The 13,237-nt window shown below is 42.9% G+C and carries 12 protein-coding genes; 3 read left to right on the plus strand and 9 right to left on the minus strand.

Annotation, left to right across the window (positions count from 1 at the left end; genetic code table 11):
- Nucleotides 1-12: 12 nt before the first annotated feature.
- The 7 genes from NST94_RS25895 to NST94_RS25925 all read right to left on the minus strand — a co-directional run bounded on the left by NST94_RS25895 (nt 13) and on the right by NST94_RS25925 (nt 9,257).
- Entirely contained in the window at nt 13-351 is a 339-nt protein-coding gene (locus NST94_RS25895) for an STAS domain-containing protein (RefSeq protein WP_076128675.1), read from the minus strand.
- 96 nt (nt 352-447) lie between these two features.
- The gene (locus tag NST94_RS25900) at nt 448-2,118 is read right to left on the minus strand and encodes a response regulator (RefSeq protein ID WP_076128677.1); all 1,671 of its coding nucleotides are present in this window, start codon (nt 2,116-2,118) and stop codon (nt 448-450) included.
- Between the two features lie 21 nt (nt 2,119-2,139).
- A complete protein-coding gene (locus NST94_RS25905; protein WP_051491113.1) occupies nt 2,140-3,006 on the minus strand; it encodes a protein-glutamate O-methyltransferase CheR in 867 nt (288 codons plus the stop codon).
- Nucleotides 3,007-3,085: 79 nt separating this feature from the next.
- Nucleotides 3,086-6,754, minus strand: a complete 3,669-nt coding sequence (locus NST94_RS25910) for a response regulator (RefSeq protein WP_076128810.1) — start codon at nt 6,752-6,754, stop codon at nt 3,086-3,088.
- 2 nt (nt 6,755-6,756) lie between these two features.
- The gene (locus tag NST94_RS25915; protein ID WP_076128679.1) at nt 6,757-7,923 is read right to left on the minus strand and encodes a fused response regulator/phosphatase; all 1,167 of its coding nucleotides are present in this window, start codon (nt 7,921-7,923) and stop codon (nt 6,757-6,759) included.
- A 237-nt stretch (nt 7,924-8,160) separates the two neighbouring features.
- Nucleotides 8,161-8,685, minus strand: coding sequence for a hypothetical protein (locus NST94_RS25920; RefSeq protein ID WP_339281423.1), 525 nt, complete (start codon nt 8,683-8,685; stop codon nt 8,161-8,163).
- Between the two features lie 59 nt (nt 8,686-8,744).
- On the minus strand, nt 8,745-9,257 hold the full coding sequence (locus tag NST94_RS25925) for a DUF948 domain-containing protein (RefSeq protein WP_326058466.1): 513 nt from the start codon (nt 9,255-9,257) through the stop codon (nt 8,745-8,747).
- A gap of 183 nt (nt 9,258-9,440) precedes the next feature.
- On the opposite strand from NST94_RS25925, the gene NST94_RS25930 reads away from it, so the two are divergent.
- The gene (locus tag NST94_RS25930) at nt 9,441-9,608 is read left to right on the plus strand and encodes a DUF1328 domain-containing protein (protein WP_036680225.1); all 168 of its coding nucleotides are present in this window, start codon (nt 9,441-9,443) and stop codon (nt 9,606-9,608) included.
- Nucleotides 9,609-9,827: 219 nt separating this feature from the next.
- A complete protein-coding gene (locus NST94_RS25935; RefSeq protein WP_076128684.1) occupies nt 9,828-10,205 on the plus strand; it encodes a hypothetical protein in 378 nt (125 codons plus the stop codon).
- 221 nt (nt 10,206-10,426) lie between these two features.
- Here NST94_RS25935 and NST94_RS25940 read toward each other — a convergent pair whose 3' ends face one another.
- Both NST94_RS25940 and NST94_RS25945 read right to left on the minus strand, forming a co-directional pair.
- Complete coding sequence (locus tag NST94_RS25940; RefSeq protein WP_076310340.1) at nt 10,427-11,524, minus strand: SH3 domain-containing C40 family peptidase; 1,098 nt, start codon at nt 11,522-11,524, stop codon at nt 10,427-10,429.
- Between the two features lie 204 nt (nt 11,525-11,728).
- A complete protein-coding gene (locus NST94_RS25945) occupies nt 11,729-12,598 on the minus strand; it encodes a cation diffusion facilitator family transporter (RefSeq protein ID WP_076128688.1) in 870 nt (289 codons plus the stop codon).
- A 133-nt stretch (nt 12,599-12,731) separates the two neighbouring features.
- Here NST94_RS25945 and NST94_RS25950 point away from each other — a divergent pair, with 133 nt between their 5' ends.
- A complete protein-coding gene (locus NST94_RS25950) occupies nt 12,732-12,917 on the plus strand; it encodes a hypothetical protein (RefSeq protein WP_036680230.1) in 186 nt (61 codons plus the stop codon).
- Nucleotides 12,918-13,237: the final 320 nt, after the last annotated feature.

A 13,237-nucleotide genomic window follows, 5' to 3' on the forward strand; every position in this document is an offset into this window, starting at 1 on the left:
TTCTATCCTTTCCTAGTGGGAATTCTCTTGGGAGGCAAAAAACTTGGTAATACCAGTCATGTCAAACAGCTTCTGAATTTGGGGAGGAACATCCTCAACCATAAACTTAACGTCCATACCTTGTCTTGATTTCAGGATCGAAAGTAAAATACCAATACCTGTGCTATCGATGTATTTTAATTCTTTAAGATTTATTACTAAATCATGCTTCGTATCACCTACAAGCGGCTCCATTACCAAACGGAAATCGGAAGCCACGGATAGATCAAGTTCACCATTCAGGAAAACCGTACATACACTTTCTTTTGTCTCTGTCTTAGCGTGAAACTTATTACTTTTATGCGTGTTCATAGACGATCTCTCCTGATAAATATTTTCTATATTAATAACCTCATAGTCCTACCTTTGAAACAAATAACATTAAAATATAAACTAGTAAATCTTGGGTTACGCCTGAAAAATAGAGGTATCTGTTTCAACCATCCGATTATCGCTGCTAGAATACCGAGAGATAATCTGCTTAATACTACTCATCTTAAGTGGCTTGCTGATATAGTCATCCATTCCTGAGGCTTTACAGCGATTCTGGATGCCATCCATGACATTCGCAGTCATTGCAATAATAATAGTCTTCTCAGCCGCCGGACCGCCTTCTCGACGGATTTGAGCGGTTGCCTCCAGGCCATCCATTACTGGCATTTGGAGATCCATAAAGATAAAATCATAGGGCTGCTTAAGCGCCATTTGCACAGCCTGTTTCCCGTCCTCAGCCATATCAGCTTCATAGCCGAGCTTATCTAGCATGCTAACCATCAGACGCTGATTGATAGGATGGTCATCTACAACAAGGATTCGGCTTCTGCTCTCCTGATTAAGAAGAAGATGAGGCGATTCCTCTTCTTGATAACCTCCTGTCAAATCTTCTCCAGGTACGGATGCTTGTATCGTAAAAATAAAGGTAGCTCCTTTTTGCTCCATGGATTCTACCCGTATTTCTCCACCCATCATGCCTACAAGGGATTTACATATGGCTAAACCAAGCCCTGTCCCCCCGTATTTCCGTGTCATTGAAGAATCCAGCTGTGAGAACGGTTGGAACAATCGGTCGCATTTCTCTGGAGAAATACCAATCCCAGTATCCATGATCGTGAACTCGACTTCTACCTTGTTCCCAGATGTTTCTTTGATGGAAGCGACTAAATAGACACCGCCTTGATTCGTAAATTTAACTGCGTTAGCAATCAGATTAATTAATACTTGGCGTAAACGGGCCATATCTCCATATAAAAGTCTAGGCAACTTCTGATCGATAAAATAAGCGAGCTCCAGGTTCTTTTTTCCCGCTTCCACCGAAAAGAGGCTGAACACCTCTTGAATACATGTGCGAAGTTCGAACAGCTGCTCTTCGATTTCCATTTTACCGGATTCCATTTTGGTGAAATCAAGAATATCGTTTATAACCGTAATCAACGTGTCTGCACTTTTCCTAATGATCTCAGAATACTCCTTCTGCTCAGGAGCAAGGTCAGTCTCCATTAATAAATCAATCATACCCACTACGCCATTCATTGGTGTACGAATCTCATGACTCATCATAGCCAGAAATTCCGACTTCGCTTTGGAGGCGATCTCCGCCTCTTCCTTAGCCTTTACGAGCTCACTATTTATGATTTCCAGTTCTTTCGTCTTTTGCTGCAGCAGCATGGTCTGAGTCTGATGTTTTTTGCTCGTAATATACATTTCGACAAAACCTTGTATCTTAGACTTCAGAATTTGTGGAATGAAGGGCTTGACCATATAATCAATAGCCCCTGCAGAATAGCCCGCGAATAAATGCTCCGCTTCCTTACTATTCGCAGAGATAAAGATAATCGGAATTTCCTTTGTTTTTTCTCTGGCTTTAATCAACTTTGCGGTCTCGATCCCATCCATACCTGGCATCTGCACGTCCAGTACGATGACAGCAAAATCATACCTTAACAAACACCGCAGCGCTTCTTCGCCGGAGGTGGCTTTGACTAGCTCATAATGCTGGCTTTCAAGTACCGCCTCCAGCGCCAGCAGATTTTCAGGACGGTCATCTACTAGTAGTATATGAATTGGTTCTTGAAACCCCATAGGACCACCCTCCTTCATGCGTTATTTTATGTTACGGTATATTTTTTCTACTCTGTCCAAAGACTCATAACAATCGCTGTACTTCGTAAAGTGAATGGATTCTTTAGAGCCTAGAACAAGTATTCCAAAACGACTCAAACTTTCATGAAACAAGCCGTGAACATGATCCCGCAGCTCATCATTGAAATAAATCATCACATTGCGGCAGAAAATAACATTAAACTCATTAAAAGAAGTATCTGTAGCCAAGTTATGCTCAGCGAATATAATGTTTTTGCGTAAATATGGCTGTAAAATAACCGAGTTATACTTCGCTGTATAGTATTCAGAGAATGCCCGGGTACCTCCCGCCTCCAAATAATTCTTAGTGTATTGCTTCATTCTGCTAATATCATAGACGCCTTCCTTAGCCTGCTGTAAAGAACGCTCATTCATATCTGTGGCATAAATCCGAGCCTTATCGTAAAGCCCTTCTTCATGAAGCAGGATGGCCATAGAGTATACTTCTTCACCAGTGGAGCATCCGGCATGCCAGATACGAATATAGGGATAAGTCCTCAACAACGGAACTACCTTCTGGCGAAACGTTAAAAATAACCCCGGGTCCCTAAACATTTCGGTAACCGGAATGGAGAGACTATAGACAAATCGTTCAAAACAGGCACGATCATGCAGCACCTTTTCTTGCAGCGCGGATATGCTGTGTACATTCTCCGCATGCACATGATGCCAGATACGTCGCTTCAAAGAAGGCAACGCATAATTCCGGAAATCATATCCATATAAACGGTGTACTCCATCAAGGAGCAGCTCGATCTCAATTTGCTCCAACTCGTCACTTCCTACCATAACGGGCTGCTCCTCATATCCGTGTTCTATCGCTTTCATTGTTATCCCGACTCCCTTATTAACACACCGTAATTCTAGTCATGTTAGTTCTTAAAAAGGTATTACCCCAAATTTGAGTTTACGAATACAACCAGACACGCATTAACGAAAGAAGTTGACCTGTTGCGATCGGTTTCTTCATATAATCAGAAGCTCCCGCTTCAATACATTTGGCGCGATCCTCTTTCATTGCTTTGGCGGTAAGCGCAATAATAGGCAGTTTCTGATATTGCGGCATTTCACGGATTCGGCGCATAGCTTCATATCCGTCCATTTCCGGCATCATCATATCCATAAGCACGAGATCAAAATCTTCCTGCTCTACCAGCATTTCCAGCGCTTCACGTCCGTTCTCCGCAAACTTCACTTCCATGTGGTATTCTTCCAGTACACTAGAGAGTGCAAAAACATTACGAATATCATCATCGACGAGCAGTATTTTCTTCCCTTCGAATAACTCTTCTTTGTTATGCAGCTTCTGCAAAATTTTACGTTTATCTTCCGGAAGATTGGCTTCTACCCGGTGCAAGAACAACGTTGTCTCATCCAGTAGTCGTTCCGGAGAACGAACATCCTTGATAATTATGGATTCAGCATACTTGCGGAGCTGTGTCTCCTCTTTGCTATCTAAATCCTTACCTGTATAAATAATAATAGGAAGATCATTTAATTCTTCATCATCACGAATCTGATCCAGCAATTCAAAGCCGTTCATATCCCCAAGCATAAGATCCAGAACCATACAATCATATCTCTGCTTGCGCAGCTCCATCAGTGCCTCATTGCCGGTTGATACCGCGGTGATAGCTACATCATCGTGACCGATCAATTCCATAATGGAACGACGTTGAATCTCATCATCTTCAACAATCAGAAGGTACTTCACTGTGCTGGACGTATAGTTCTCAATTTGTGAGAAAGCCCGCTCCAATGCTTCTCTTGAAGATGGTTTTCTAAGATACGCCATAGCTCCCATCATTAATCCTTGCTTCACTTCATCGTTCACTGAGATAACATGAACAGGAATGTGACGGGTCTGAGATGCACTTTTCAGCTCTCTAAGGATGGTCCAGCCGTCCATTACAGGCAGCTGTATATCGAGAATGATCGCATCTGGCAAATAAGTTTTTGCCATCTGTAGTCCAATATCGCCTTGAAGCGCTACTAAACCTTTAAATCTGCGCCCACGAGCCATGTCTAACAAGATTTTCGCAAAGCTTTCATCATCTTCAATAATAAGCAGGACTTTGTCATTTGCCGTCAAATTGTCACGGTCATCCTCAATTGTCAGTTGTGGAAGGGGTACGTTAACGGCTGCTGGCACTAAGGTTGGAAGCATGTCTCCAATATATTCATCATATGTGGAATCCTCTTTGGACACCGCAGCTTCTATTTCTGCACGTTGTTTACTGTAATTTGCCTTCACCGGCAAATATAAAGTGAAGGTACTGCCTTGTCCCTCACGGGATTCGAGCACAATAGCGCCACCCATTATACGAACCAATTCACGGCTGATCGACAATCCCAACCCCGTGCCTCCATATTTACGGCTGGTTGTTCCGTCTACTTGCTGGAAGGCTTCGAATACAATATCTGTTTTGTCAGCCGGAATACCAATGCCACTGTCCTTCACAGCAATAGCAATATATTCATTATCACTCGGCAGATTTAGTGGCAAGAGATTATTATCTGCCGGGCTAACTGAAAACTCAATAAAACCTTCGGTTGTAAATTTAAAGGCATTGGAGAGCAGATTTCTTAAGACCTGCTTCAACCGGTGACTATCGGCAATAACGCTATCTGGCAGCGGCTCGTTAAAGGCTATCCGTAAGGAGAGTCCTTTTTTGATCGCCTGCGGAGCAAAATTCTGCTTCACAAAGCTTTTCAGCTCAGTCAGTTTAATTTCTTCATGATTCAGTTCCATTTTTCCTGCATCAACCTTGGATAGATCGAGAATTTCATCAATCATTTTAAGCAGGTCAGCACCTGACATGTAAATCGTATGGGCAAATTCAACCTGTTTCTCCGTTAGATTACCATCCTTGTTCTCAGTAAGCAGCTGAGACAAGATCAGCAGACTGTTGAGCGGCGTCCGCAATTCATGGGACATGTTCGCCATAAATTCCGATTTATATTTACTAGTCACGGATAATTGCATAGCCTGTTTCTCTAGCTGAACCTTAGCATGCTCAATTTCATCTTTTTTCTCCTCAACCTCCTGCACTTGCTCCTCTAGTGCACGAGTCTTGGCGACGAGTTCCGTATTGTAATGCTCCAGTTCCTCCTGCTGACGTTGCAGCAGTTCTTCTGAACGTTTAAGCGCATCTGTCTGCTCTTCCAAGTTCTCATTAGAACGGCGCAGTTCTTCTTGCTGAGTCTGCAGCTCCTCTGACTGACATTGCAGTTCTTCCGTAAGTGCTTGTGACTCACGCAGTAATTTCTCTACAATCAGACGACGACTAATATTATTGAAAATAATGCTTAAATTATTCGCAAGTTGTTGCAGCAAATCATTTTTCAGACTGCTAAATGGCTGGAATGAAGCGAATTCTACTACACCGAGCAGCTCGTCTTCAAAAATAAGCGGATGAATGGAAATATATCCTGGCTGTGAATCCACAAAGCCGGATTTCACGGAGATATAATCTTCAGGAGCCCGCTCCAATCTGATTGGGTGCATATCAAGCGCACTTTGTCCTACAAGCCCTTCTCCAATCAAAAAACCTTCCTTTGGTTTCTTATCGTTATCTACTGCATAATAACCACTGCTTCGTAAAAAATCGGGACGATTAGCATCCTTCAAATACACAGCTCCAAACTGGGCTCCGAGCACAGGGGTGAACTCGTTGATAAAGGTCTGTGAGACCTGATCCAATGAGCTAACCCCCCGGAGAAGTTCTGTCACCTGAGCAACATTTGCATTCAGCCAGGATTGATCATTCTGTGCCTGTGCATAAGCCTGTTCCATTTGCTGTTTCTCTTCAAGATCTAACGCCATTTTCTTAAAGACAAGGGCAACCTCACCAATCTCATCTTTCGAAGTAACCTTTATGCGCCTTATGGCCCGAATTCTGCCGTTGCCAAAGCTGGTAATCATCATCGAAACGACATTAAGCCCCCGCGTAATGCTTGGAATGATCCATAGAACAACTCCAAGTCCAAGTAGCAGGCCCACAATCATCATCAAGATGACCATCTGAGTAGAGCTTTGATAGGCATCTTTAGCTTTTGCGCTCTCTTCATTCATAATAAAGGCATTATAATCAGAGAGACTGTTCAGAGCATTTAACACGGCATTCTGAATCGCTTGTCCCTCTGTGTTAGAATACGTGCTGGCATTCTGGAAATAACCAGCTGATAGCAGCTTCAATATTTTTTCCTGATAATTTAGATAGATCGTATAAGAATCATCAATTTGATTAACGATCTGCATCTCTTCAGCGCTAGTCATTGATTCTTTTATTTTGTCGTAGTGCTCATTCGCCTTAGCTATTTTTTTATCAATCTCTTTTTTTTGTGATTCTACCGTTGATGTATCCGCGCTTAACATGGTCGTCGTTAATATGCGCGCCATATCATTCACTTCTCCACGCATACCTGAAGAAGAGCGCCCCTTCATATATCTATCCTGGTAACCCTCAAGCTGACCATTCATATAATCCAAACGATCGTATCCAATCATAGTAAGTGCCAGCATAATCGCCAGCATCGCACTAAAACCAATTAAGAGTTTAGCCTTTATTTTCATCCTCATTCTGTTCCCTTCTTCAGTGAGATCCACACTATACATTTGTCATCGTCACGCTCTTTAGGAACATCAGCATTGAAAAAAGCAGCCCGTATAGTTTCTTCCTTCCATTCATGCTCAACATTTAAATGCTTAATCATAAACTTCAGCTGCTCTTCCTGTTCACCCTCAACCAGCTCCAGCAGACCATCTGTATAGAGAACCAAATGCCCTTCATCTTCGTAGGTCAAGCTCTGAGGCTGAATATCAATCCGTTCAAACAGGCCTACAGGGTGACAATTACTTTCCAGCAAGACCGGAGTCTTAGCTGCGCCCTCAAAAAATAGCGCAGGTGGATGCCCGGCGTTAACGTAGTCAATACGCTTTATACGAGTGTCGATCACAAGATAAATCGTCGTAAAATAATATTGAATCAGCTTTTTCTCAATATAAAGTTGGTTAAACCTTCGATTGAGTTCCTGAATTACCTTTTCCGGCTCTACATAGGTAGTTACCGTATCCTTTAATACTGACGCAAGGAACATGCAAAAAAGAGAGGACGATATACCGTGTCCCATAATGTCCAGGAGGATTACGCCATATCGGCCATCCCCAAGGGGATACCAGGCATATAAATCACCCGCCAATTCAGAGGAAGGCTGATAGATAGCATGCACCTCGAAATTCTCTTCCTGCAGGGGTAGGCTGAGTACAGCATTCTGCACGAGTGCAGCCAGTCTCAATTCCTCCTGAATCCGCTGATCCCGTTCCTTATGCCAATCTTTCTCACGTTTCAACCGCAGAGCAAGCCGAATCCGGGCCATTAGCTCCACTTTATTAATAGGTTTCGTAACATAATCTACTGCACCTGCGTCCAGCGCTTCGGCCAATTTCTTTGAATCACCTACAGCTGTAACCATTATTATTGGAATATCCTTAAGATGTTCGTATTGCTGCACAACACGACATGCTTCGATCCCATCCATTTCTGGCATCATCATATCCAGTAAAATCAGATCAATATCTGACATCCGGGGACGTCCATCTTCACTCCCCGAACCGATTCCAAGCCGTTCCAGCATCTCTTTGGCAGAGGATGCGGTTACGAAATTTCGGTAATCTTCTTTTTTCAGGATTTCACGGATAATGATAACATTAGTCGGATTGTCATCCACGATTAAGATTCTCATCATCTTCACCTCACACGAGTAGTATTACGACCGTAAAATTCTGCAAACCTACTAACTATATCATACGCTATTTCACAGTGTTATTTCTATTTTCATAATATGTAAATATAGTCATAGGATCAATTTACGTATTCAGCAAAGTAACCTCCAGCCCCACTATACCTAGTGGGGCTGGAGGTTACTCTATTCTAAAGACAGCCTATGTTTATTAACCAATTTGCTCAAATATGAAACAGATTAGGAAGAAATACTATCAAATAAATCAATTCCTTCAAATTCACCCGCCAAATTTCGATATATTTTGAGTGCGTTATTCCCTCTCAGGTATACATCCCCATCTTCGGCTATAAAATACGGTTTGCCCAGAGTATCTTGCAGATTATCTGTTAAAGGATCGATTTCTACGCCATCTACATGTAAACCGAACTGCTGTGCTTGCGGAGGTGCAACATGTACATAAAGTACAACACCCTCGCCCACACCCACTGTCACATCTGCGTAATGGTACTCCACTGTCTCTAGCAATGGATCATTTGTCACCGCAAGCGGATTGCCTTTGGTCAGAAGCAGTTCTTCCTTTGTGGTGTATAAAGCAACACCTTGCAGAGAATCAAAGTGATTTATATATGGGCTGGATGCTGAAGCATGTTCAAATGCGAGAACCGACTTAGGTTGTTCAATAAAAGTAGAGATAGGCCCCAACTGTGGAGACGCATCAAAGTATGGGAAAAGAAGACCAAATAAAAGGATCATCATGTTCATGTTGTGTCCCACCTTTCTTATCTGCAGCCACCGATTACAGAAGCCTTACTATCTTATGCTTAATGACGAAATTTTTTCCAAAGAGTTGCAGCTACGTCTACACCTTTTAGCACTGTAGCTATTTTTCCCGGTGACTTCTCAGCATAAATGGCATCATAGGAGTTAACAGTACGTTCTTCAGCAGGAGTTAACGGAGCTTCTTTTATAGAGACTTCCTTACTCTTCTCCTTCAGCTCACGCGATTTACGATATTTCTCAATCACTGTGACTGACACTTGTTTGACCGTTAAGGTCAGCTCATTCATGACATCACCCAGATTCTTGACTGAATCGATGACTGGGTCAATCTTTTGAATCTTATGCTGTACATCAGCAGTGATTTCATTTGCGTGTCTGACCGTCGTTTTCACTTCATAAGTAAGCTCATCCATCGTCTTCTGTACTTCCACCAAGGTTTGGCTGACTTTGTCGAGTGAATCCTTTGCCGACTTTAAGGTTTTAATTAAAAAGAAAACAAGTACTGCGAATGCAATTGCGACGAGAGCTACACTAAGTTCAATGATCATATTCATAACCCCTTCCATATCTCATAAATATCGGCTAATCAGCCTTGTATACTGCATAGTTACCCCTGGTCCCATAAGCCGAAACATCTTGTCGAGCGTTGTCAAGAGTCCCTCTTCCCTTTTGTTTCAAAATCAAAGTCCCCGTTTATACAATGACTACATTAATCAAAAAAGGATAGGTGATATGTAATGTTAAAATGGTCCGCAATACTACTTGTAGTCGCAGTAATCGCCGGAATCTTTGGTTTCTTCAACCTAGTAGCTGCCGCTGCTGGTCTTGCTAAGATCCTGTTCTTCGTCTTCCTGGTTCTGTTTGTAATTTCTCTCTTCACGGGACGCAGAGGTAGATCAATGTAGCCCCTCATTTCAATGGTGTGACTTTCGTATCCCTCCCATATCTATCCATATATCTTATTCATCATGCAGAAAGTATAGGTCATTCCTGCACGGATGTCACTTGAGAAAATAAGAAATGTTGAATGGGTGGTTCATCACGCATCATTTACGTTTACTAGCTTATTAGCAAACAGTACTTTTGGAAAAAAATACATCCAACCCCCACAGGAGGAACCAAACATGAAAAAAATCGCCAGCCTTACAGTAGCCTTAGGACTTATGGCTTCCATTGCAGCTACAGCTTCAGCAGCTGAAGTAACAGGAACTACTACGGCTCCTGCAACCGTAACTGGAAGCACTTACAGCAATTCTTTTGAAACCATTATTACTCCAGCGGATATGAGTCCAGCTACACCGCAAATAGTGCTGACTGAGAAAACACCTTTCTACTTTTCAGTCGGAGGTATAATTCCAGCAGGCTGGCTTGGCGTTCAGACTCTTGATACAACAGGTGAAGTCATTTCGGATACTTGGGGTAATGAATGGAGAGAAATTTACACTTGGCTAGGAAAAGCATGGGTTAAGGTTCCAGTATCAGCCAATGTGATTTTGCCATAATTAATCAATAAGCGAAGAAGGGGTGTCCCAAGAGCCAAGAAAATGGCCGATGGTACTGCCCTTTTTTTTATGTGGAGAGTACATATTCTGAACAGATAAACAGGAAGAGCTACCCCTTCAGTAGAGAATTCTACTAAAAGGATAGCCCTCTTGCGCGTACGCCCGCCATCGTTCACCCGTCACAAACATGCGATGCTGTCGCTTCCTGCATTTTCATATATTTAGCGAATGACCGAACCTCCGTAGAGAAAACGATTCATCCAAGAAGCGCTTAGTTTATCTACTCTTACCCCGCCTGAAGCTACGGAATAAGTTTGTAGAACTTGTCCATCTCCTAGATACATTGCAACATGCGATATTCTAGCTGTAGATTTGTCGATTCCCTCATAAGCAGAAGCAGAATTCCCCTTATAATCCATAAAGAACATTAAGTCGCCGCGCTTCAAATTGGAAATAGACGTAACCACCGTACTATTCGACTTCACCCAATCTCCCTGTTGACGGGAATCCGCCGGCAGTTTGAGATTGGCTGCATCCATAAAAATTTGCCGGATGAAGTCCGAGCAATCAAAGGTGCTTGTATCATTTCTGCTGGAGCCATACTCATAAGGCGTTCCTAGATATCCCATACCTGCAGCAATCACCCGTTCGATTTGGGCTGAAGCCCCCGGTGTTGTTACAGGTGGATTGGGTGTAGGCGTTGGTGTAGGCGTTGGTGTAGGCGTTGGTGTAGGCGTTGGTGTTACCGTTCCAGATCCCCCACCGTTTCCTGAAAGTGTACTATATTGTTCACTTGAACTTATATATCCGATGCTACCATCCGCCGCTTTAACTTGATACCAGTAACTGTTAGGCTGCGCCAGAACTTCTACTTTTTCTCCCTTATTCAAAAGCTTCATTATTTTCCCGCTTGTTGAAGGTGAAACTCGAAGATTCACACCATACTTAATGGTGCCAGTTTGTGCCGATGGTGTCGTTACTGAAGCAGAGGATACACTGATATATTTATCTCCTGCACTTGTATAACCCACTGAACCATCAGCCGTTTTTACTTGATACCAATAGCTGTTCGGCTGCGAAAGGATCTGCACTTGATCTCCCTTTTGCAAGTACTTCACTATTTCTCCGTCAGTAGAAGGGGTGCTGCGAAGGCGAACACTAGCCTCGATCACACCTGTTTGAACGGCTGAAGCTGCTGTAACTGAATTAGATGAACTTGAGGCTGCCGCTGCTTGTCCAGGAGCAGATACTCCTAAACCTGCAACAATTGCAGCAGATACTAACAAAGATGCTGTAATTTGCTTATGTGATTTGATCATACGTTCCCCCAAATTCCATGATGAGATTTCAATAAAGGATTGTACTACATTATTCCTTTATGCCCTCATTATAGGCTTGCCCGGGATTTGGAACATGCTCCAAATTTCACATATAATCATGCCACTTTATGGTAACACACAGGTCTAAAGTCTCGATTTCTCCTTGAATATGTGTTATTTTTCCTTAATATAGCATTTCGTGATTTATTTTTTAGGTTCCACGTGCACCTGCACATTCATAATATTATGCATTTTGCTCATTCTTTCTTCGATGGAATCACTTATTTCATGACCTTCCGTCACAGAAATATTCGCATCCACTTCCACTACAACATCCACATGCACATGATTACCATGAACCCGTGCCTTCACATCTTTAATCTCTTCAACTCCCGGCGTTCGAGCAATCGTACTGCGTAGATCCATCAATTTATCTTGATCAAAGCCATCGGTAAGCCGATAGGTCGAATCACGAAAAATATCCCAAGCGGTCTTGGAGATAATGAGTCCGACAAGAACAGCTGCTGCGGAATCAATCCATGGCAAACCAAACTGTGCACCCACAATCCCAACTGCGGCTCCAACACTGACCATTGCATCAGAAAAATTATCCTTAGCCGCTGCCATAAGTGCTCCACTGTTAATTTGTTTGGCCAGTCTTTTGTTATATATGTATACCCCCATCATAGCTACTGCACATACAATAGCCACCCCTGCCGACCAGAGCTGCGGCGTTTCTTTTGTACGATCGAAAAAGGAACGCACCGCCTCCACAATCACTTGAAGGCCCACTACCGCCATGATAAAAGAAGCCAACAACGCCGCTACGGTCTCTGCCCGGAAGTGCCCATAAGCGTGGTCAGAGTCAGGTGGCTTCCGCGAAATCCGTAACCCCACCAGTACAGCTATGGATGCTACGATATCTGTTAAATTGTTGACCCCGTCCGCTACGAGTGCGCTAGATGCAAATAAATAACCACAAACCAGCTTGAATGATGATAGGATGAGGTAAGCCGCTATGCTCACCCAAGCTCCTCGTTCACCTTTACGTATATCTTCGTAAATATCAGTCATTCTTGGCTCCCCCTCTTTTCCCCGATTATTTAAAATACGGAAAAGAATTCTTTCAATTATTCTTGCCCTTGTGGCAGCATTTAAAAACAATTAGAATAAAGTGTAAGGACTTGCTTCGAAGGAGGTTATCATAATGAGCGAAAGCAACGATAAAGGTAAAATCAACTTAGCGGAAGCTATCCGTAAAAAACTGGAACAGAAGAAGCAACAATCTTCCTCCAAGCCTGGATCCACATTTCAGGCCGGTTCCGCCAAACCGCTAAAAAGCCAAAATAACAAAAAGCCTAACAACCAACGCCGTCGTACTGGCGGATCTTAGTATTTACTTATACTTAAACATAAACGGCTGCGAATCCCTCGGGGAAACGCAGCCGTTTATACGTTCGTCCTGCCTGATAGGATGGATTAGAACTCTTCAAATTCATAATTGCTTCTCTTTAATGTACGATTAGCCAGCTGAAAACATGCGCTTTGGGAAACCTCAAGGGCTAAAGACTCCTGTCTTGGAAACCCCGCATACACCCCGTAGAATTCTACTTGTTAATAACTTTTCAAAATTGAAATTATAAAGACAGCTACCCTGATCCTAAAAGGATTAGTGTAGCTGCTTCATGGATTCCTTCCGCATAGCGGAAATTA

Source organism: Paenibacillus sp. FSL H8-0282 (assembly GCF_037963825.1).
GTDB classification, from domain to species: Bacteria; Bacillota; Bacilli; order Paenibacillales; family Paenibacillaceae; genus Paenibacillus_AQ; species Paenibacillus_AQ odorifer.

Excerpts from the sequence above, each read along its gene's own strand:
- NST94_RS25895 (WP_076128675.1), bottom strand. The coding sequence starts at position 351 with ATGAACACGCATAAAAGTAATAAGTTTCACGCTAAGACAGAGACAAAA.
- NST94_RS25900 (WP_076128677.1), bottom strand. The coding sequence starts at position 2,118 with ATGGGGTTTCAAGAACCAATTCATATACTACTAGTAGATGACCGTCCT.
- NST94_RS25905 (WP_051491113.1), bottom strand. The coding sequence starts at position 3,006 with ATGAAAGCGATAGAACACGGATATGAGGAGCAGCCCGTTATGGTAGGA.
- NST94_RS25910 (WP_076128810.1), bottom strand. The coding sequence starts at position 6,754 with ATGAAAATAAAGGCTAAACTCTTAATTGGTTTTAGTGCGATGCTGGCG.
- NST94_RS25915 (WP_076128679.1), bottom strand. The coding sequence starts at position 7,923 with ATGAGAATCTTAATCGTGGATGACAATCCGACTAATGTTATCATTATC.
- NST94_RS25920 (WP_339281423.1), bottom strand. The coding sequence starts at position 8,685 with ATGAACATGATGATCCTTTTATTTGGTCTTCTTTTCCCATACTTTGAT.
- NST94_RS25925 (WP_326058466.1), bottom strand. The coding sequence starts at position 9,257 with ATGAATATGATCATTGAACTTAGTGTAGCTCTCGTCGCAATTGCATTC.
- NST94_RS25930 (WP_036680225.1), top strand. The coding sequence starts at position 9,441 with ATGTTAAAATGGTCCGCAATACTACTTGTAGTCGCAGTAATCGCCGGA.
- NST94_RS25935 (WP_076128684.1), top strand. The coding sequence starts at position 9,828 with ATGAAAAAAATCGCCAGCCTTACAGTAGCCTTAGGACTTATGGCTTCC.
- NST94_RS25940 (WP_076310340.1), bottom strand. The coding sequence starts at position 11,524 with ATGATCAAATCACATAAGCAAATTACAGCATCTTTGTTAGTATCTGCT.
- NST94_RS25945 (WP_076128688.1), bottom strand. The coding sequence starts at position 12,598 with ATGACTGATATTTACGAAGATATACGTAAAGGTGAACGAGGAGCTTGG.
- NST94_RS25950 (WP_036680230.1), top strand. The coding sequence starts at position 12,732 with ATGAGCGAAAGCAACGATAAAGGTAAAATCAACTTAGCGGAAGCTATC.